This window comes from Bradyrhizobium sp. 1 (assembly GCF_023073315.1).
Taxonomy (GTDB): Bacteria; Pseudomonadota; Alphaproteobacteria; order Rhizobiales; family Xanthobacteraceae; genus Bradyrhizobium.
In genome coordinates this window covers 210,308-228,662 of the sequence record NZ_JADPJH010000014.1, presented here as the reverse complement: position 1 = coordinate 228,662, position 18,355 = coordinate 210,308, and the positions used below count along the sequence as shown (strand labels likewise).

Below are 18,355 nucleotides of genomic sequence, written 5' to 3'. Positions count from 1 at the left end.
CCCGGCTGATCGTTTCAGGTCAGATCTTTGGGAGGCGGGGACGTCGTGTCGGCCGCGATGCCGACGAGCGTCGGCTGCTGCTGCGCGACCGGTGCGGCAATGATATCGGCCGCGGCGCCCGCGTAAAGCGGCTGCACAACGGCGATTGAGAAGCAACCATGGCAGTGATGCCCGCCGATCGCCCCGTGATCGCCATGGCCGGCTGCGCCCTCATCGAGGATCGAGGCGATCTCCGAGCCGCCGGAGGGGCTGGTGACATCGATGTCGTGCGCACCGTGCAGCACGCCCGACAGCAGATACATGACCGCGGCGAGCACAGCCAGCAGCCCGCGCCAATGGCGCAGGGTGCGAATGCTGTAGGGGCGGCGGGTCGAAGTCACGAGGTCACTCGGTTCCTGATCCGCCTGCGGTAGCATGGCGGCCGGAACGGTGTCGACCTGCAATAGTGTTACGTATGGGGAACTCGATGTCGCACGCGCCAGACACGAAAAGGCCCCAGCCGGGGGCTGACCGGCTGAGGCCTTTTGTGCTCACAATCTCAATCCTTGGGACTTGAACTAGGAACGCGCCGACTACCGGATCGTTCCGTCGATCGCCGGAATTATTTACGTGACGCCGCAGCCCTAAGCCTTCTCCTCCCAGATCATCGCCAGATGCACAATCGTCTGCACCGCCTTCTCCATGTCCTGCCGGCTCACCCATTCGAGCCGCGAATGGAACGCATGCTCGCCGGCAAAAATGTTGGGGCAGGGCAGGCCCATGAAGGACAGGCGCGAGCCGTCGGTGCCGCCGCGGATCGCGGTGCGCATCGGGCGCAGGCCGGCGCGGCGGATCGCCTCGATGGCGTATTCGAGGATGTGCGGGTGACGGTCGATCACCTGCTTCATGTTGCGGTACTGTTCGCGCACCTCGAAGGTGTAGGTCGAGCGCGGGTAGTCCTTCATCACGTCCTTGACGATACCTTCGAGCAGATCCTCCTTCTCCTTCAGCCCTTCCTCGGTGAAGTCGCGCACGATGAAGGACAGCTTTGCCTGCTCCAGCGCGCCCTCGATGCCGATCGGATGCAGAAAACCCTGCTTGCCTGACGTCGTCTCCGGCGAGCAGCCTTCCTTGGGCAACCGCTCGACGATCGCAGCCGCGATCTTGATCGCGTGCTCCATCTTGCCCTTGGCGTAGCCCGGATGGGCGCTGACGCCGTTGATGGTGATGGTGGCCCCGTCGGCCGAGAACGTCTCGTCCTCGATGCAGCCCGCGCTCTCGCCGTCCATGGTGTAGCCGAACTCGGCGCCCAGCTTCTTGATGTCGACATTGTCGACGCCGCGGCCGATCTCTTCGTCGGGCGTGAACAGGATCTTGATGGTGCCGTGCATCACGTCGGGATTGTTGATGAAGAAATACGCGGCATCCATGATCTCGGCGACGCCGGCCTTGTTGTCGGCCCCCAAGAGCGTAGTGCCGTCGGTGGTGACGATGTCGTTGCCGATCTGGTTCTTCAGCGCGGGATGCTCGGCGAAGCGGATCACCTGGCTGGTGTCGCCCGGCAGCGTGATATCGCCGCCGCGATAGTTCTTCACCATCTGCGGCTTGACGTCCTTGCCGGTGACGTCGGGCGAGGTGTCCATGTGCGAGCAGAAGCAGATCACCGGCACCTTCTTGGGTGTGTTGGCCGGGATCGTTCCGTAGACATAGCCGTAATCGTCGAGATGGGCGTCCGCGACGCCCATGGCCTTCAGCTCCGCCGCGAGCACGCGGCCGAGGTCTTTCTGCTTCTCGGTCGAGGGCGAGCGAGGGGATGCCGGATCGGACTGGGTGTCGATGGTGACGTAGCGCAGGAAGCGCTCGGTCACGGTGTGCGTGAAAGTGAGAGAGGACATTTCTGGTCAAACCGCCGGGGTCAGGGAAGCTGGCGGTATACCAGAAAAGCGGGCCAGGATGCGGCCGGAACGACGCGGATCAAGCTTAACGAAAAGTCACCTCAGATCGCCTCTTTCAGTTCCTTGACCGGGCGGAAGGCGACCTTCTTGCTGGCCTTGATGTGGATGGCTTCGCCGGTGGCGGGATTACGGCCGGTACGGGCGGCGCGCTTGCGGACCTGGAGGATGCCCAAGCCCACGATCCGGACCCGGTCGCCCTTCTTCAGGTGCTTGGTGATCAAATCGACCATGTCGGTCAGGACTGCCTCGGCATGCTTCTTGGAGAGATCCTGGCTCTCTGCAATGTCGGCGGCGAGGTGCTTGAGCGTGATGGTGGCGGGAGCGGGTGCCTTCTTCGCCGAATCCTTCTTAGCCATGTGTGGCCTCCTCAATGACAGGGACGCCCCGGAAAAATCGGGAAAGCATGGGGATCCCTCTAAGTCCTGGCAGGCCTAGACGATTCGGGCGTGGGCTGACTATGCCGCGGATCGGGCCCAACAAACGTCATCAATGGCCGGCGCAAATACGCAGGACCTTGAGAAGTTCGGGCTAAGACTATGAAGGGATTGCCAAAATGGCGCGAGAGACGGGGCTCGAACCCGCGACCTCCGGCGTGACAGGCCGGCGCTCTAACCAACTGAGCTACTCCCGCGTGGTTCGCTCAAAGCGCGCGGAACGAGGGGGGACTTAAAGGCGGGGCTGGGTGAAGTCAAGGACGTTGCGCTTCGCCGGGATATCTCGGCTAAGCATTGCTCTGGAAAACGAAAAAGGCCCGGCCAATGGTTGCTGCCGGCGGCGATCTCGAAGCCGTCGCGCCCGTTCGCCCGGTACCATGCTATTTTGGCCTGGCATCTCCGATATGGGCAAGTATGCGCCTTGCGTCCGCACTTCCGGCCTCCGCCGCTTTGGCCAGGAGTCGCCTTGCCGCGGCAAGGTCTTGCCGTCCGCCGATACCGTTGGCGTTGCATCGGGCGAGATTGACCATGGCCTCCAGCGCACCCATGGTTGCGCTCTTTTCGTAAAAGGCGCGGGCCTGTTTCAGGTTCTGTGGGATCCCCAGTCCTTTCTCGGCAAGCTCGCCCATCTTGTTGATGGCGGCCGGATCGCCGAGATCGGCCGCGCGCTTGTAGAGCGCATAGGCCTTTGCGGGATCGCCGGCCGCATCTATTCCACGCTCTTGCTGCATGCCGAGACTGAAGATCGCCGGGGCGATCTTCTTCTCGGCTGCCATCTCGTAATAGAATCGCGCGCGCGCGGGGTCTTTCTCGACGCCATTGCCGCTGTCGTACATCCAGCCTAGTTCGTAGATCGCGCGCGCGTTGCCGAGTTCGGACGCCGTCCTGTAGCTCGCCAAGGCCCCGGTGAAGTCACGCGCGGCGAAGAGCGAACGTCCGAGCTGGTAGTGCAACTGATCGGCTCCGGGAGACTGATTGACTGCATCCGAGCAGGCCGCAGCCGCCTCCGCCGCCTTTGTAGCCTCGCGCACGTCATCCTGGCCGGCAGTGTGTTTCCTTGCGTCCGCCAACGCGGAGGCGAGGCTGTCGCAGCGCCGCGCCACCGTGGGATCGGCCTGCACGATGGCGGCCTGCTTGACCGGATTGAGATAGATTCTGTCCTTGGAGAGCTGGCCATACATGTATGGCGTTTGCTTCTGCTGCGTTGCCGCCCGCACGTCGTCGCGGATGTTGCGAAACACGAAGTTGATCTCGAGATCGGCCTGAGGGAGATATTTCAGCAGCGCCGCAGCGAACACACTGTTGCGGCCTTCGCCTTCTTCCGCGGTCCGGCCCGGCTCTGTCGGAAAGAACACCAGCGTGTTGCGGCTCGGCGCGCCTGCGGGAGCGGCGACGCGATCGCCGCCATTGCGGCCGTCGGGTTTGGCCGGGAAGGGATTTTCCCTCATGGCATCCAGGATCACCAGCCCGAGCCGACGGGCGCGGGCGGCTCCCGCGATCGCTATGGGCAACGGAATCGTATCGGGGCGGGATGATGGTACCGGGAGCCCCGCGTCGACCGGGATTAAATGGCCGCCGACGCCGGCGGCTGCGCTGTACCCCGCAAAATAGAAAATCGAAATGTCGGCCCCTGCGGACTTTTCGGTGAACGCGCGGATCCCCGTCCGCAGATCCTCGGCCGTCGCATCTTTTCGCAGATCAACGTCGAACCCGAGGCCGACCAGGGTGGTCGCGATGTCGTCGGCATCGTTGACAGGCGAGACGATCCGCGGCGCATTGAGGTAGTTGGAGTTTCCGACGACAAGGGCGACGCGGCCGCCGGCGGCCTTTGCATCCGTTCCAAGGAGAATTGCGGCGACGGCAATGAGCAGACCCGGCAGGCGCAAGGCGAGTCTCGTCCCTTAGTTGAGTTCTGACGCGGAATGTCGGGCGATCCAGTCGTGGTAGGTGAGGAATTCGAGACCGAGCCGGCCGTAGTCGACCTGCAGGTATCCATCCGGTGCTGGCGAAACCGCCGCAGGCAGGCGCTGTGCCACGTCCTGCGCCATCACGCCGACATAGTACGTTGCATCACCCTTGTATCTGTAGCGATAGAGACGAAGGCCGCTGCCGGTCCGGCCCAGTGCGGTGATGTCCTCCTTGAGGCGAACATCGGAGGGGATCGGGATGCGGCTGACGGCATTCGAAGCGGCCGCGGATGCTGCCCTGCTGGCCGCACTCGAGGCTGCGCTCGATGCCGACCTGCTGGCCGCGTTTGAAGCCGCGGAGGAGGCGGCTCTGCTGGCCGCCGATGAGGCGGCCTGCGAAGCAGCCCGGCTGGCGGCGCTCGATGCCGCGGTTGCTGCAGCGTTGCTGACCGCGGTCGAAACGGCATTGCTGACCACGTTGCCGACCACATTGCTGACCACCCCGCTCACCACATTGCCGACGTTCTGGTTCACGCGGGCAACCACGCGCCGATATTCGCGATTGCGAACCTTCTCCTGTTCCGAGCGGGTGTAAGCCGACACCAACAGGCCTCGCTTGCGCGCCTCGGTCACCGCATTGAGCATGCATCCCTTGGGATTGCCCTTGGAGCGGCAGAGCTGGAACTGAAGCTGGACGTAGTCCGGGTATTTCTTGATGGACCTGGCGCAAGCCCCGGCATCGCCGTCGAAGCAGGAGTTCACGTCGCCATCCTGTGCGGTGCTTAGCATCAATTCGGTGGAATTGACGGGGCGCAGCGTAAGGTCGCTTCCCGGCGGCAGGCGATTGCGACGCATGCTTGGATAGCGATCGGCAAACCGGCCGACCACGCTCTGATCATGCGACTCCTTCAGGACATCCCACGCTTTCTCGACCGACCCCGAGTTGCTGGTGGTCGTATCGGCTGAAGCGAGTTGATAGCTCGGCGGCGGCGGGCCGGGCATCTCGATCGGTCCACCGGCCTGACCAGGCCTGGCTGATTTGTCGAGCGAGGCTAAGGTGACGCGGGCGTTCTCCACATGCTCGCCGTACGGATAGAGGTCCAGATAGGCACGGTAGGCCGCAAGCGATTTCTGCCGCTCGACGATCGTCCATGCGTTTGCTTCGGCTGACGTCAGCTGCGCAATGCGCTCGTTGATCTCGGCCGTATGCGAACCGGCCGGAAACTGTTCGGCGAACCGGCGCAGCGTTGCGATCTCGTTGGTCGAGCGGACGAACTCCCAGGCGACCTGCTCGGCATCTGCCCCGCCATCGCTCGTTGCGGTGGCGGCATCGCCATTGAGATAGATGTCTCCCTTTGGAAGGGTCCCGTAGATTGCGGGTTCCTGGGTCCCGGTCTCCTTCCAGACTTCGTCGTGAACGATCCGGAAGAGATAGTTGATCTCGAGCTGAGGCGTTTCGACGTGGCGCAACAGCGAACCGGAGTAGGGGCTGTTGCGTCCTGAGCCGTCGCTGGCGGTCGTGCCGGCGGCGGCCGCGAATGCAACGAGCACGTTGTCGTTGACCTCGACGGGAGCGAGTCCGCGCGCGCCGGCGGAGGCCAGCGTCGGGGCGCCTGATGCGCGGGAGACCGGCTCGGCCGCTCCCTTTGCCGGCGGGGATCGCGCAGAGAGCGCGCGTCCGGCGGCTGCGACCTTGGTCGTCTCGAAGGGGTCGTTGCGGCAGGCGTCGAGCACCACGAGCCCAATGACCTTCGGTATCACCGAAATATCGATCAGGGTCTCCAGATTGATCGCCTCGGCGTAGACATCGATCTCGGATTTGATCTGAGCGTCCACCGGAATCAGCCAATTCTTTCCGTCGATCTCGACGCCATGGCCCGCGAAGAAGATCACAGCCTTGTCAGCCGTCTTTGCGGCGTTGCCAAACTCGATCAGGGCCTGGCGAAAGTGGTTGTAGTCGAGGTCGGCGAGGTGTTTGACGTTGTATCCGAGCCGCCCCAGCGACGTGGCCATGTCGGCCGCATCGTTGGCCGGATTGATCAGTTTCGGCGCCTTGCGGTAGTCGTTGTTGCCGACCACCAGCGCGATCTTCTCTCCGGCCACGGCCTGCGAGTGCACTGCGCCAGGGATCGAGAGGGTCGCAAGCCCGAAGAGAGCAATGCGCCGCACGAAGCTCAGGCAATGGGAAATGTCACGCCGTTTTCCACGGGCGCGGATTCCGAAACGACCAATTTCAAACATCAAGATCTCGGAAGTCGAAAAATACCAATCGGCGCACGAGCCAACCCCAACGGCTCATTCTATCGCAATATGAGGTGGGTGACGACATCAAAGGCGTTTCCACGACGGTTCTGTGAACCAATGCCGGTCTCGCTTTGACGAAGGAGCGGGCCATAAGCAGTGAAACCAATTGCGCTGCGGCCGGGTTGACGTGAGTAGCCTCGGCCGGACCAAATGTTTCGGAGAAGTCAAATTGACGCAATTATCTCGGCCCCTTCGCACGCTTGTTCTGGCCTTCGGGCTGCTTTTGACGTTGTCCGGCGCAGCCCGCTGCGACGACCCTGCCGAAGCGTCGCGGGAGTCCATCATTCAGGGCGTTCGGGACGACGTGCGGCGGCACATTCGGGAGAAGGCGATGCGCGAAGAGGCCGCGCGCTCTCAAAGAGCCGAGGTCAACCAAGCAATCACTCGTCGTGCCGCGAAGAAGCGAAGTAGGCTCGGACCGGGCGATAGCGAACTACGATCGCCCCAAAACTAGTCTGTTTGGCATCAGCCGTCTTCACCCAACTGGGTGAATGGTGCCCTCTAAATAATACCGTTCAGGAGGGTCGAAAGCACGGCTACGAGCTCGGCTTGTCGATGTACGCCCAGTTTCGCAAAAATGCTCTTGAGCTGCGTTCTCGACGTCTCCTTCGAGATGTTCAGCCGCTCGGCGACCGTGTCCAGCGATTCGCCCGTCGATAGTAGAATAGCCAGGCGCGCCTCTGCGCCGCTCAGCTTGTAGACCGAGCGGAGTGTGGTCTCGGTCGGGTTCTTTCTGGCATCGGGATCGACAAGAATGATGATGGCCTGGCAATCGGCGAAGGCATTGCTCACCGCACGCTGCAGCCGCGATGGATAAGCCAGCAGCGGTCCCCGCTCTTTTCGTGGCAGAGGCACGGGGAAGTGCAATCCCGCCTCAGGCTGGTTCAAGATTCGAGCAAGCGCTCGATCAAGGCCGGGGAATGACACCTCTGGGTCGTGGACGAGTTTCCCGTTCTTGAGGCGGATTTCGCCCGACAGGAGTTGCTCGGCAGATGCGTTGGCCTCGAATATCTTGCCGTAGCGGTCGACAAGGACCGCCGCCGTGCTGCTTGCTGCAAAAGCTTCCAGAGCTCCGGCGGTTGTGGCTTCGCCCAGGATCCGGGCCGTGGCCGCGCCCGTGCCAAGCGATCTGGACAGCTTCGCAAGTTCATTTTTTTCCGCGGCAGAGAAGGGACCCTGATCGATCGTTCGCTGGATCGATAGACACCAGATGTCGTCGTCGAAGAAAATTCCGACGCCGGCAAACCAACGCAACCCGTGCGGCGCCAAGAACTCTTGATAGTAGGGATGAGAGGCAATGGTTTCTGGACTGAAGATGTCGAGATCGTCGACCACGCCAGATCTTTGCATCAGCGGCACGCCGCGGTTCCGCTCGTCGCGAAGGTGCCACCCGTCCCGGACGAAGCTGTCGAATGCACCGGACATCGAATCCGTGAAAGGTAACGTGCGAAGAACGCCGCCCTTGACGGGGAGCAGCACCGCCCCGTGGCTGTGGGTCGTCGAGACGGTTGTTTCCAGGGCCTTCTTCCAGGCGGCGGGGTTTACGGCAGCTTCTCCGAAGCCGCGCTCAACGGCACTCAAATCCCATTGCGGCATGCAAACTGATCTCAAAATTCGTGTGGAATGAAAATTCGAAAACTACAGGTAGTTTATCCGTTTTCGACCGGCGAAGTGTGTCCCAGAGCACACGCCCCATCTTTGATCCCGATGAATGTTGCAAATAAGCAACAGGTGGAAACAGATGGTTAAGAATCACCCAATTGGGTCAAGACGCCTAGCCTACGCGCAAATAGCTTTGCGGCATGGCGTCTCGCAGGATTGATCCATCCCGGGACAGGCTGAGCCAAATTCGGATTGGGGGCATATTGAAATATCATGAAGCTAGGATTTTTCCGTCACGGCTTTGCCGTTGCTTTGCTTGCTGTTCTTTCTTTGTTTGCGGTCCGGCCTGCAGCGGCCCAGTCGGGCCCCAATATTCCGCAGGAAGTCATCAACAATGTCATCCAGAACATCATCCAGAATGTTCGTGACCAGATTCAGCACCGCAGGGTCATTGCCCCTCCGGGAACGCTGCGTTTCAGCGGCGAGGAGGCGAACTTCGATAACCGCGATCCCTTCGCTTCGAAGGGTGTAAGCAATCCGTTCAGCGCACTGGCCTACGCCAAGGCTCCGCCGCTTGCGGCACCGCCCCCGGCAGCCTGGCTCTACGGCGTGAACCTGGTCGGCAGCGGCGACAGGGCGCAATCCACCGGGGTCGATGTCAGCGTTGCGACGGTGACCGGCGCGGTCGATGTGACCAAGATCGGCATCTTCACCGCGACCGACGCGTTGACCTTCATCGGCACGGGGTCGCATTCATGGGCGCACAGCTTCTCCAGTCTCGGAGGCGCAGCGACCATTACTGATGGCTCCATTCCATCAACCTCCGGCACCCTGTCCTACATCAACGGCGGTTTCTCGGCTGACTTCACGACCCTCGCAAGCTGGACCCACAACACCACCAACGTGGCCGTTGTTGGCGTGGCCGGCGACGCCAGCGGCTTGGCCTACACTCTGAATGGTCAGTACCGCTTCGACTTCCCCTACACGGTGTGGATCGAGCCGACGGCTGGCGTGACCTATTCGGAGAGCTACACGGGCAATTTCGGCACCAAGACCGGCGACTCGACGGAAGTCCACGGCGGTGCGCGCGCAGGCTTTGAGACGAAGTGGTTGGGCTACACAGTCCAGCCGTCGATCTCGGGCCAGTATTATGAGATCGTCGACGCAAGCGGCGCCGCCGGCGCGGTTGTCGTCGGGGGCGTTCCCTTCGGAGGTACGGTCGGCACGTACGGCGTCCGTGGCTCAGGCAAGATCAACGTGCTGTGGACACCGCAGTTGTCGTCCTACCTCGAGGTACATGGCAGCAGCATCACCGCACCGAAGACGGGCCTTCCCGCGGTCGGCGGCGCTGGAACCTCGATCGTGGGTACGCAAGCGGGCCTTCGCTACACCTGGTAGCGCGCTTCGAGGTCTTTGAGACGTCTGGAGATGCCCGCCATGCCCGGCGGGCATCTGTCGCGTTTGGAAGGGCGGTCCGCGGTCGCCAACTGCAAAACGAAAAAGGCCGCCCGGCGGCGGCCTCTGGTCAACCCGAAACTGGGCGTATCAGCGTATCTCCGACGTGCCCGCGCTGGTCACCGCCACCGGCTTGCCGGCCTTGATGATGTGGGTCGACTGCGCGGTCTGGCTGTAATCGGCACCGGTGCGGGCTGCGATCCCGAAGGCGGCCACTGCGATGCCGGCCACCAGCGCCACCACCACGATCTTCAGGTGGGTACCACGGTCTGCTGAGTGAATTGAGTGGTTCATCCGAGCCTCCCGACGGGCTTTGGCGCCGTCTGTAGGCTCATGTCTTAAGGACCATCTGTTTCCGGATGGTTTCGCGGGTTCCGCAAAATGGTTTCATTTCTACGCGTGGTTGGTTGCGCCGGGCTTGCCTCGCCGCGACGGGCTCAGGCGGCCCGGCCGATATCATCCCGGATCGAGCGGGCGGCCCAGACGAACAGCAGGGCGCCCAGCGTCGTCGTGACCGCCGCCGACAGCAAGGAATAGCGCACGGCATCCGCGCCGTAAGCGCCCTTCAGGGCGTCGTTGACGACACCCACGGCAAGCGGGCCGACGCCCTGGCCGAAGCAGGTGGCGGTGAGTGCGATCAGCGCGGAGGCCAGCGCCCGCATGCTGGGCTTCGCCACCGTTTGCGCGATCGCAAAAATCGGCCCGAGATGGAAGCCGACCAGGAACGAGGTCAGCGCCAGCATGGCGACCATCATCTTGAAGTCCTGCGTCAGCATGCACAGCGCGAACACCGGACCGGCCAGCCCTGAGGTGATCGCAGGCGCCCACAGCTTCCAACGGTCGTCGCGGCGGCTGATCTGCGCCACCACGATGCCGCCGAGCAGGGTGCCGGCCATGCCGGCGAGCCCCTTGAAGGTGCCGGCATAGGTGCCGATCTCGGCGCTCGACAGATGATGCACGCGGGCCAGAAATGGCGGGATCCACGCCGCCGTCGCGTAATTGGTGTAGGTCGTGAGACAAAAGCCGATCAGGACGATGATGAAGCTCTGCTGCGAGGCGAGGAACCGCAGCGTCGGGCCGAGCGGTTCGGGCACGAAGCTCTCCTGCATCGCGCCGCGCTTCGGCTCGGAGACCGTCAGCCACAGCACGATTGCGAGCAGGATGCCCGGCAGGCCCGCGACATAGAACGCCATCCGCCAGCCATAGTGCTGGTTGACGTAGCCGCCGATGAAATAGCCGAGGAAGACGCCGAGATAGGTGCCGATTGCGTAGATACCAAGCGCGCGCGGGCGCTCGTTCTTGGCGAAGAGATCGGCAACGATCGACTGCGAGGCCGGCGAGCCCGCGGATTCGCCGATGCCGACGCCGATGCGCGCCAGTGCCAGCGAGGTCACGCTCGAAGCCGCGCCGCACAGCGCCGTCATCGCGCTCCAGAACGCAAGGGCGGCGGCGACGATGTTGCGCCGGTTGAGCCGGTCGGCGACGCGCGCGATGGGAATGCCGAGCAGGGAGTAGAACAGCGCGAAGCCGAAGCCTGCGAGCAGGCCCATCATGGTGTCGCTGAGTTGAAACTCTTTCTTGATCGGCTCGATCAGGACGTTGAAGATCGTGCGGTCGAGGAAGTTCAGCGCGTAGATGATCGTGAGCAGGCCCAGCACGTAATAGCGCCGCGCCGACGGCTTTTCCGCCGCAGTCGCTTGCACCGACATCTGTGACGTCACGTCGACCATCGCATCCCCCAATTTGTCTTTGTTATCGTTGTCGGTCCAGCCCTTATTGGAGCTGGTCGCTTCACGCGTCGCGGATGTAATTCCCCGCTTCGAATTCGACTGGAGCCGCGCTTGCGTCGAACGAGACGCCGGCAGGATCGCGATCCGCTTCCATCGCTTCCAATTGCTCGCTCAGCATGCGCCGGATCATCAGGATGCCGCGATCGCTCTGGCCGAAATGCTCCTCGGAATGAACCGTTACCTCGCCCTGGCCGACCTGGGCTTCGTAATCGCCCGGAAACTGCTGGTGCTCTTGCTCCGTCATGTCCCACCAGAATTTTCCGTTGAACTTCGAGCGCATGCGGCCGATGTCGCCGGAATTTTTCACGCGGCCGGCGACGTAGATGCGGAACGACGTATCGTCGATCGGCAGCGTCCAGCCGATCGACTCGACGCGGGCGAATTGCGCCACGCGCGGGTTCGGCACGACGCGCAGGGTGGGGAGGGCCGCTTCGGTGACGCGATAAAACACACGGCCGTCATCCTGCTTGCGGATCGAGCGCACGGCGATGCCGCGCGGCGTCTTGTCGAAGGTCACCTCCGGCATCGAGGCCATCATGTTGGTGAATTGCGGCCCCGAGAACGAGCCATGCAGCACCGGCACGTGATAGGGATCGACCACGTTCTCGAAATGCTGCAGCCAGTTGCAGGGGATGATGGCTGGCCCGCCGCCGCCGATCGAGGAATCGTCGGCTTCGACGAATTCGCCGTCGTCCATGTTTTCCAGGCACTCGTAAGCCGGCAGCACCGGGCGTTTCTCGGCCGGGCCCATATAGGCGAAGATCAGCCCGTAGCGCTCCTCGACCGGGTACCAGGGCTGGCGCACCTTGTCCTTGAACTGGCCGCCGTCGGGCTCGCATGGCTGTTCGAGGCAGTGACCCTCGGTGTCGAACTTCCAGCCGTGATAGCAGCAGCGGATGCCGTCTTCCTCGACCTTGCCGTAATAGAGCGTGGTGCCGCGGTGGCAGCAACGCGCATGCAGGAGGCCGACGCGGCCGTTCCTGTCGCGGAACAAAACCAAGTCTTCGCCGAGGGCACGCACCTTCTTCGGCGTGTCGGTGGCATCGCTGACAAGCCCGACCGGATGCCAGTAGCGGCGTAGCAATTCTCCCATCGGCGTTCCCCGCACGACCGAGGTGAGCTCGCTGCGCGTGTGTGCCGGCTTCATCGCATAGCCAGTGCCGAGATCGCGATCCCGCTCGGTCATCGTCATGTTGTTCCTCCCGCCGCGGGCCTTGGTGGCCGGGTCGCTTCTAGATGCGGTGCCCCAATGAAAAATAGTTCGATGACAATGTCAACGATCTTCTAAATGCTTCTTCGTCGCATTTCGATGAGACTGGGGAGGTTGCGCTACCAACACTTGGCACGCCTCGGCTTTCTTGGCAGAGGTGGATCATGAGCCATACATCGAGCAGGGACGGGCGCACATCGTCCGATGCGGACGAAAGCCACTCGCCGGCGCCGATCACCGTGATGCTGTCGTCGCGGCTGATGGTGCTGGCCAATCTGCTCAAGCGCGGCGCCATCCTCCGCTACAAGCGGCTTGCCGGATTATCCTCGGTCGAGTTCGGCCTGGTCGCTTCGCTCGGCCGCCGTCCGCCGATGAGCGTGGCGCGGCTCGCCGAAGCCGTCGGGCAGGACAAGGGACAGATCAGCCGCGCGCTTGCGGAACTCGTCTCGCGCAAGCTGATCGCGAAATCGGCGAACCCGAAGGACAGCCGCGAGGTGCTGGTCTCGCTCACACCGGCAGGGCTCGCCGCGCATGACGCGATCGTCGAAGGCGCGCAGGAGCGCAATCGACAATTGCTGGAACAGTTGAGCAAGGACGAGTTCCAGACGCTGCTGGCGCAGATCGATCGTCTCACGGCAACGGCCGAAAAACTGCTCGAAGCCGAGAAGACTCCGCGCTGATCTCGCAGCAATCTTCGGAAATGTTGGATCGCTTCTAAGAGACTCTCTAAGAGTCTTTCTAAGACCTTTTCAATTAGGGATTTCGCGCACCCTCCCATAAGCGTCACCGCAAGCGCATGCCGTTTGGGGGAACGACGGCATGACGTAACAAACATGCAGCTTTGGGGTGCGCGTTGAACAGTCTTGGTATGCTGCGGTCTGCCGTATTGGCGACCGCGTCCGCTTTGGTATTGGTGCCGCAGGCATCGCTCGCACAATCGTCTCCGCAGAGCGGCGCGCAGAACCTGCCGTCGGTGACCGTTGTCGTGCCGGAAGCGCGCCGTCGCGCACCTGCTGCGGCCACGCGCATCGCGCCGAGGCGGACGGTGCAAAGCGCAAGCCGCAAACCGCTGCCGCAGCGCAATGCCGGCTTCGTCGAAACACCGCGTGGACCGGTGAACGGCTACGTCGCCGGTCGCAGCTCGTCGGGCACCAAGACCAACACGCCGATCATGGAGACGCCGCAGTCGGTGTCGGTGATCGGCGCCGAGCAGATCCGCGACCAGAAGCCGAACAAGCTCGACGAGGTGCTGCGCTACACAGCCGGCGTGCGCGCCGGAACATTTGGTGCGGATACGCGCAATGACTGGTGGCTGATCCGCGGCTTCAAGTCCGACGACATCGGTCTGTTCCTCGACGGCATGCAGCTGTTCTACACGTCCTATGCGAGCTGGAAGCTCCAGACGCCCAACATGGAGCGGGTCGAGGTGCTGCGCGGCCCGTCGGCGGTGCTCTATGGCGGATCGAGCCCGAGCGGCATCGTCAACGTCATCAGCAAGCTGCCGCCGGCCGAGCCGATCCGCTATGTCGAGACCGGCGTCAACAATTTCGGCAACGCCTATGTCAGCTTCGATGTCGGCGGTCCCGTCGCGACGCAGCCCGGGAACGGCAAGCAGGACGGCAAGCTGTTCTATCGCGTCGTCGGCCAGGTCCAGAACGGCAATACGCAAGTCAACTTCACGCCCGACAACAATTACTTCATCGCGCCGTCGGTTACCTGGAAGCCGGATGCCGACACCACGTTCACGGTGCTGGCGTCGGCCTCGAAGCAGGACACTCGCGGCATCAACTTCTTGCCCTACCAGGGCACGGTGACCAACGCGCCGTTCGGCAAGATCTCGACCAGCTTCTTCACGGGCGATCCCAACGTCGACAAGTTTACGCGCGAGCAGGAGATGCTCGGCTATCAGTTCGAACGCAATCTCACCGACGATGTGACGTTCCGGCAGAATGCGCGCTTTGCCCATGTCGATGTGACCTATCGCGGCTACGTCGGCAATGGTTGGGCCGACGTGAACACGGCAACTCTCAACCGCTACAATTGGTATGCGAAGAACACCGCCAACCAGGCTGATCTCGACAATCAACTCGAGTACCGCGTCGACACCGGCCCCGTGAAGCACACGATGCTGTTCGGGGTGGATCTGAAGGGCTACCAGATCGACGATTTCCAACTGTTCGGGAGCGGCGTGCCCTCGATCAACGTCCTGAATCCGGTCTATGGCCTTAGCGACATTCCGTTCACGGGGGCTCCGTTCCGGAACTTCCGGATGACGCAGAAGCAGGCCGGCACTTATCTCCAGGACCAGATGAAGCTCGGTAACTTCACGCTGGTGTTGAGCGGCCGCAACGACTGGGTCGAGACGACGCAGGCCGCCCGGGACACCGGCGCGACTGTCAATCAACGCAACGACAGCAGGTTCAGCGGGCGCGCCGGACTGATCTACAATTTCGACAACGGCATCGCGCCCTACGTCTCTTACGCGACCAGCTACAATCCGATCATCGGCATCAATAGTGCAACCAATCGGTTGTTCCTGCCGGAAACCGGCAAGCAGGCCGAGGTCGGCGTAAAGGTCGCCCCGAAGGGGTTCGACGGATATTTCACCGCCTCGCTGTTCGACCTGAAGCGCCAGAACGTGGCCACCACTGATCCGTCGAATGCGCTGCTGCAGAACCAGACCGGCGAGGTGACCTCACGCGGCATCGAGCTCGAAGCGGTGGCCAACGCTACCAAGGAGCTGAAGCTGATCGGCGCCTTCACGGCCTATCATCTCTTCACCAGCAAGGATCTCGATCCGTCGCTGGTCGGCAAGACGCCGACCAACACGCCTGAAATGCTGGTGTCGGGCTGGGCGGACTACACTTTCAAAGACGGGCCGCTGGAGGGCTTCGGCTTCGGTGGCGGCGTGCGTTACATCGGGTCGTCCTGGGCGGACACTGCCAACACGCTCGAAGTTCCCGCGGTCGTGCTCGGCGACCTCGCGCTCCACTACGAATGGCAGAACTGGCGCACGGCCCTCAATGTCATCAACCTGACCGACAAGATCTATGTCGCCAGCTGCTCTACGGCCACGTCATGCTTCTACGGCGACCGGCGCCGTGTCACCGCCAGCGTATCCTACAGATGGTGAGGGCCGGGCGAGGGGAGGACGTCGTGAAGGCGCGCACGGTCAGGCTCTGGTCCGTGGTCCACACCTGGACCAGCCTGATCTCGACCGTGTTCCTGCTGCTGCTCTGCCTGACCGGCCTGCCGCTGATCTTCCATCACGAGATCGATGAGCTCCTGGGCTATGCCCCCCAGCCCGAAGCTCATGCGGGCGCGGCGCGCGCGACGACCCAGGCCGTCGCCGACGCCGCGCTCGCCGCCGATCCCGGCCGTGTGCTGCAATATATCTCCTGGGACAAGGACGAGCCCGGGATCGTCACCGCCTTCACCAACAGTGCGGTCGACGGGCTGCCCGACAATACCACCGTGCGCGCCTTCGATGCGGTCTCGACAAAACTGCTCGGACCGGTCGGCGTCGGGCCGATGCTGATCGTGCTCAAGCTGCACACCGACATGTTCCTCGGCCAGCCCGGAAAGCTGTTCCTCGGCGGAATGGGCCTGTTGTTTGCCGTCGCCATCGTCTCCGGCGTGGTGCTGTACTGGCCATTCACCCGCCGCCTGCGCTTTGCCACCATCCGCGACAGCACCTCGCGCCGGGTGCGCTGGCTCGACTGGCACAATCTGATCGGCGTCGTGACGGTCGCCTGGGCGCTGGTGGTGGGCCTGACCGGCGTCGTCAACACCTGGGCCGAGCTGATGCTCAACCAGTGGAAGACGACCGAGCTCGCCAGCATGGTCGCGCCCTATGCCGGCAAGCCGCCGCCGACGCATCTCGCCTCACTCGACGATGTCGTCGCGCGCGTCAGGCAGACCGCGCCCGGGATGGAGGTCGCCTTCATCGCGTTTCCGGGCACGCCGTTCACCTCCTCGCACCACTTTGCCGCGTTTATGCGCGGCGACACGGCTTTGACCGCGCGGCTGCTCAAGCCGGTGCTGCTCGACGGCGAGACCGGGGAGGTCGCCGACAGCCGGGCGCTGCCGGTCTATCTCCAGGCGCTGCTGATCTCGCAGCCGCTGCATTTCGGCGACTATGGCGGGATGCCGCTCAAGGTGATCTGGGCCGCGCTCGACGGGCTCACCATCGTTGTGATCGGCAGCGGCCTCTATCTCTGGCTGGCGCGGCGGCGCAAGCGCGCGCCCGGCCGGACCGACGCATTCGCCCGGCGAACCCCGGTCCCGTCTTGATGCATGGCTCCTCTGACCGCTCGCGCCTGTGGATACGTGTCTTTGCTGCACCCATCGTGCTCGCGGCCGCGACCATCACCGGCCTCTTGGCGGCGCTGCTGTGGGGAACGGTCGGCCAGTATGTCGCCTGGGTGACGGTGGGGGCCCCGGTGCTGGTCGTCTCATGGGTTTGGGTGCGCCGCCGCACGCAAAAAATCCGGGCATTTTGACCGGGGATGCGCAGCAGATAGCTGCCTCGGCGCGTGCGCCGCAATCTCGGAAGCGCTGCCCTGCAAAACTGTGGCCGCCCTTGCTGGCTTTTCCGATCTGCTCCATACCAGCGCGGGGTGATTCCGGGATTTCCACCGGTCTGGGAGCAGCAAAGGGCCTAAAAAGAGCGTGTCTTGCGCCCATTGGTGCACTGCGCTAAGGCTCAGAACAATTCCAAACTGGACGAATCCGTGGCTGTCCCGAGGCCGCGGGAAAAAGGGCTCGTCAATGAGCGGCATTCTACAGAACTATCTTCCACTCGTCGTCTTTATAGGGGTAGCGGGCCTCATTGGCCTGGTGCTGCTGATCGCGCCCTTCATCGTGGCGTTCCAGCAGCCGGACCCGGAAAAGCTGTCGGCGTATGAGTGCGGTTTCAACGCCTTCGACGACGCCCGCATGAAGTTCGATGTTCGCTTCTATCTGGTCGCCATTCTCTTCATCATCTTCGATCTCGAGGTGGCGTTCCTGTTTCCCTGGGCCGTGGCGTTCGGCAAGCTTGGCGCGACCGGCTTCTGGTCCATGGTGGTGTTCCTCGGCGTGCTGACCGTCGGGTTCGCCTATGAATGGAAGAAAGGAGCACTGGAATGGGATTGAACCCTGCATCGTCCGCTGGTCCGGTGATCGCGCCGGCTCCCAAGGGCATTTTGGATCCGTCGACCGGCCGTCCGGTCGGGGCCAATGATCCGTTCTTCCTCGAGGTCAATTCCGAGCTGTCCGACAAGGGCTTCTTCACGGCCGCGACCGATGACCTCATCACCTGGGCCCGCACCGGTTCGCTGATGTGGATGACCTTCGGTCTCGCCTGCTGCGCGGTCGAGATGATGCAGGTGTCGATGCCGCGCTACGACGTCGAGCGCTTCGGCTTCGCCCCGCGCGCCTCGCCGCGCCAGTCCGACGTGATGATCGTTGCGGGCACGCTGACCAACAAGATGGCGCCTGCGCTGCGCAAGGTCTACGACCAGATGCCGGAGCCGCGCTACGTCATCTCGATGGGCTCCTGTGCCAATGGCGGCGGCTATTATCACTATTCCTACTCGGTCGTGCGCGGCTGCGACCGCATCGTGCCGATCGACATCTACGTGCCGGGCTGCCCGCCCACGGCGGAAGCGCTGCTCTACGGCGTGCTGCTGCTGCAGAAGAAAATCCGCCGCACCGGCACCATCGAACGCTAAGGTTT

General features: G+C 63.1%; 16 protein-coding genes and 1 tRNA gene. 7 read left to right on the top strand and 10 right to left on the bottom strand.

What is annotated here, in order from left to right:
* Positions 1–14 precede the first annotated feature (14 nt).
* From IVB29_RS09680 to IVB29_RS09650, 7 genes are all read right to left on the bottom strand, one after another.
* Entirely contained in the window at positions 15–302 is a 288-nt protein-coding gene (locus IVB29_RS09680; protein WP_247503524.1) for a hypothetical protein, read from the bottom strand.
* 321 nt (positions 303–623) lie between these two features.
* Positions 624–1,874 (bottom strand): peptidase T, encoded by a 1,251-nt coding sequence (gene pepT, locus IVB29_RS09675; RefSeq protein ID WP_247503170.1) that lies wholly within the window; start codon positions 1,872–1,874, stop codon positions 624–626.
* Positions 1,875–1,975: 101 nt separating this feature from the next.
* Positions 1,976–2,290 (bottom strand): HU family DNA-binding protein, encoded by a 315-nt coding sequence (locus IVB29_RS09670; protein ID WP_247503169.1) that lies wholly within the window; start codon positions 2,288–2,290, stop codon positions 1,976–1,978.
* 198 nt (positions 2,291–2,488) lie between these two features.
* Positions 2,489–2,565 (bottom strand) — tRNA-Asp (locus tag IVB29_RS09665).
* A 183-nt stretch (positions 2,566–2,748) separates the two neighbouring features.
* The gene (locus tag IVB29_RS09660) at positions 2,749–4,254 is read right to left on the bottom strand and encodes a caspase family protein (RefSeq protein WP_247503168.1); all 1,506 of its coding nucleotides are present in this window, start codon (positions 4,252–4,254) and stop codon (positions 2,749–2,751) included.
* Between the two features lie 15 nt (positions 4,255–4,269).
* Positions 4,270–6,516, bottom strand: coding sequence for a caspase family protein (locus IVB29_RS09655; protein WP_247503167.1), 2,247 nt, complete (start codon positions 6,514–6,516; stop codon positions 4,270–4,272).
* Between the two features lie 564 nt (positions 6,517–7,080).
* The gene (locus IVB29_RS09650; RefSeq protein ID WP_247503166.1) at positions 7,081–8,175 is read right to left on the bottom strand and encodes a helix-turn-helix transcriptional regulator; all 1,095 of its coding nucleotides are present in this window, start codon (positions 8,173–8,175) and stop codon (positions 7,081–7,083) included.
* Positions 8,176–8,454: 279 nt separating this feature from the next.
* On the opposite strand from IVB29_RS09650, the gene IVB29_RS09645 reads away from it, so the two are divergent.
* Complete coding sequence (locus tag IVB29_RS09645) at positions 8,455–9,579, top strand: autotransporter outer membrane beta-barrel domain-containing protein (RefSeq protein WP_247503165.1); 1,125 nt, start codon at positions 8,455–8,457, stop codon at positions 9,577–9,579.
* A 147-nt stretch (positions 9,580–9,726) separates the two neighbouring features.
* Here the strand turns inward: IVB29_RS09645 and IVB29_RS09640 are convergent, their stop codons facing one another.
* The 3 genes from IVB29_RS09640 to IVB29_RS09630 all read right to left on the bottom strand — a co-directional run bounded on the left by IVB29_RS09640 (position 9,727) and on the right by IVB29_RS09630 (position 12,618).
* Positions 9,727–9,930 (bottom strand): hypothetical protein, encoded by a 204-nt coding sequence (locus IVB29_RS09640; protein WP_247503164.1) that lies wholly within the window; start codon positions 9,928–9,930, stop codon positions 9,727–9,729.
* 143 nt (positions 9,931–10,073) lie between these two features.
* The gene (locus tag IVB29_RS09635; RefSeq protein WP_247503163.1) at positions 10,074–11,366 is read right to left on the bottom strand and encodes an MFS transporter; all 1,293 of its coding nucleotides are present in this window, start codon (positions 11,364–11,366) and stop codon (positions 10,074–10,076) included.
* 61 nt (positions 11,367–11,427) lie between these two features.
* Positions 11,428–12,618 (bottom strand): aromatic ring-hydroxylating dioxygenase subunit alpha, encoded by a 1,191-nt coding sequence (locus tag IVB29_RS09630; protein ID WP_247503162.1) that lies wholly within the window; start codon positions 12,616–12,618, stop codon positions 11,428–11,430.
* A 182-nt stretch (positions 12,619–12,800) separates the two neighbouring features.
* Between IVB29_RS09630 and IVB29_RS09625 the strand changes: the two genes are divergently transcribed.
* The 6 genes from IVB29_RS09625 (at position 12,801) to IVB29_RS09600 (ending at position 18,350) form a co-directional block, all read left to right on the top strand.
* Complete coding sequence (locus IVB29_RS09625) at positions 12,801–13,316, top strand: MarR family transcriptional regulator (RefSeq protein ID WP_247503161.1); 516 nt, start codon at positions 12,801–12,803, stop codon at positions 13,314–13,316.
* Positions 13,317–13,504: 188 nt separating this feature from the next.
* The gene (locus IVB29_RS09620; protein WP_247503160.1) at positions 13,505–15,769 is read left to right on the top strand and encodes a TonB-dependent siderophore receptor; all 2,265 of its coding nucleotides are present in this window, start codon (positions 13,505–13,507) and stop codon (positions 15,767–15,769) included.
* A 23-nt stretch (positions 15,770–15,792) separates the two neighbouring features.
* Positions 15,793–16,929 (top strand): PepSY-associated TM helix domain-containing protein, encoded by a 1,137-nt coding sequence (locus tag IVB29_RS09615; protein ID WP_247503159.1) that lies wholly within the window; start codon positions 15,793–15,795, stop codon positions 16,927–16,929.
* Complete coding sequence (locus tag IVB29_RS09610) at positions 16,929–17,138, top strand: hypothetical protein (RefSeq protein ID WP_247503158.1); 210 nt, start codon at positions 16,929–16,931, stop codon at positions 17,136–17,138. Before IVB29_RS09615 ends, IVB29_RS09610 begins: the two co-directional genes overlap by 1 nt.
* A 268-nt stretch (positions 17,139–17,406) precedes the next feature.
* Complete coding sequence (locus tag IVB29_RS09605; RefSeq protein WP_007603535.1) at positions 17,407–17,772, top strand: NADH-quinone oxidoreductase subunit A; 366 nt, start codon at positions 17,407–17,409, stop codon at positions 17,770–17,772.
* Positions 17,763–18,350, top strand: a complete 588-nt coding sequence (locus IVB29_RS09600; protein WP_164988143.1) for an NADH-quinone oxidoreductase subunit B — start codon at positions 17,763–17,765, stop codon at positions 18,348–18,350. Before IVB29_RS09605 ends, IVB29_RS09600 begins: the two co-directional genes overlap by 10 nt.
* The last annotated feature ends 5 nt before the right edge of the window (positions 18,351–18,355 follow it).

Bases quoted from the DNA above. Each gene is read 5' to 3' on its own strand.
- IVB29_RS09640 (WP_247503164.1), bottom strand. From the start codon at position 9,930: ATGAACCACTCAATTCACTCAGCAGACCGTGGTACCCACCTGAAGATC.
- IVB29_RS09610 (WP_247503158.1), top strand. From the start codon at position 16,929: ATGCATGGCTCCTCTGACCGCTCGCGCCTGTGGATACGTGTCTTTGCT.
- IVB29_RS09625 (WP_247503161.1), top strand. From the start codon at position 12,801: ATGAGCCATACATCGAGCAGGGACGGGCGCACATCGTCCGATGCGGAC.
- IVB29_RS09600 (WP_164988143.1), top strand. From the start codon at position 17,763: ATGGGATTGAACCCTGCATCGTCCGCTGGTCCGGTGATCGCGCCGGCT.
- IVB29_RS09650 (WP_247503166.1), bottom strand. From the start codon at position 8,175: ATGCCGCAATGGGATTTGAGTGCCGTTGAGCGCGGCTTCGGAGAAGCT.
- IVB29_RS09620 (WP_247503160.1), top strand. From the start codon at position 13,505: ATGCTGCGGTCTGCCGTATTGGCGACCGCGTCCGCTTTGGTATTGGTG.
- pepT (WP_247503170.1), bottom strand. From the start codon at position 1,874: ATGTCCTCTCTCACTTTCACGCACACCGTGACCGAGCGCTTCCTGCGC.
- IVB29_RS09605 (WP_007603535.1), top strand. From the start codon at position 17,407: ATGAGCGGCATTCTACAGAACTATCTTCCACTCGTCGTCTTTATAGGG.
- IVB29_RS09635 (WP_247503163.1), bottom strand. From the start codon at position 11,366: ATGGTCGACGTGACGTCACAGATGTCGGTGCAAGCGACTGCGGCGGAA.
- IVB29_RS09655 (WP_247503167.1), bottom strand. From the start codon at position 6,516: ATGTTTGAAATTGGTCGTTTCGGAATCCGCGCCCGTGGAAAACGGCGT.
- IVB29_RS09670 (WP_247503169.1), bottom strand. From the start codon at position 2,290: ATGGCTAAGAAGGATTCGGCGAAGAAGGCACCCGCTCCCGCCACCATC.
- IVB29_RS09630 (WP_247503162.1), bottom strand. From the start codon at position 12,618: ATGACGATGACCGAGCGGGATCGCGATCTCGGCACTGGCTATGCGATG.
- IVB29_RS09680 (WP_247503524.1), bottom strand. From the start codon at position 302: ATGTATCTGCTGTCGGGCGTGCTGCACGGTGCGCACGACATCGATGTC.
- IVB29_RS09645 (WP_247503165.1), top strand. From the start codon at position 8,455: ATGAAGCTAGGATTTTTCCGTCACGGCTTTGCCGTTGCTTTGCTTGCT.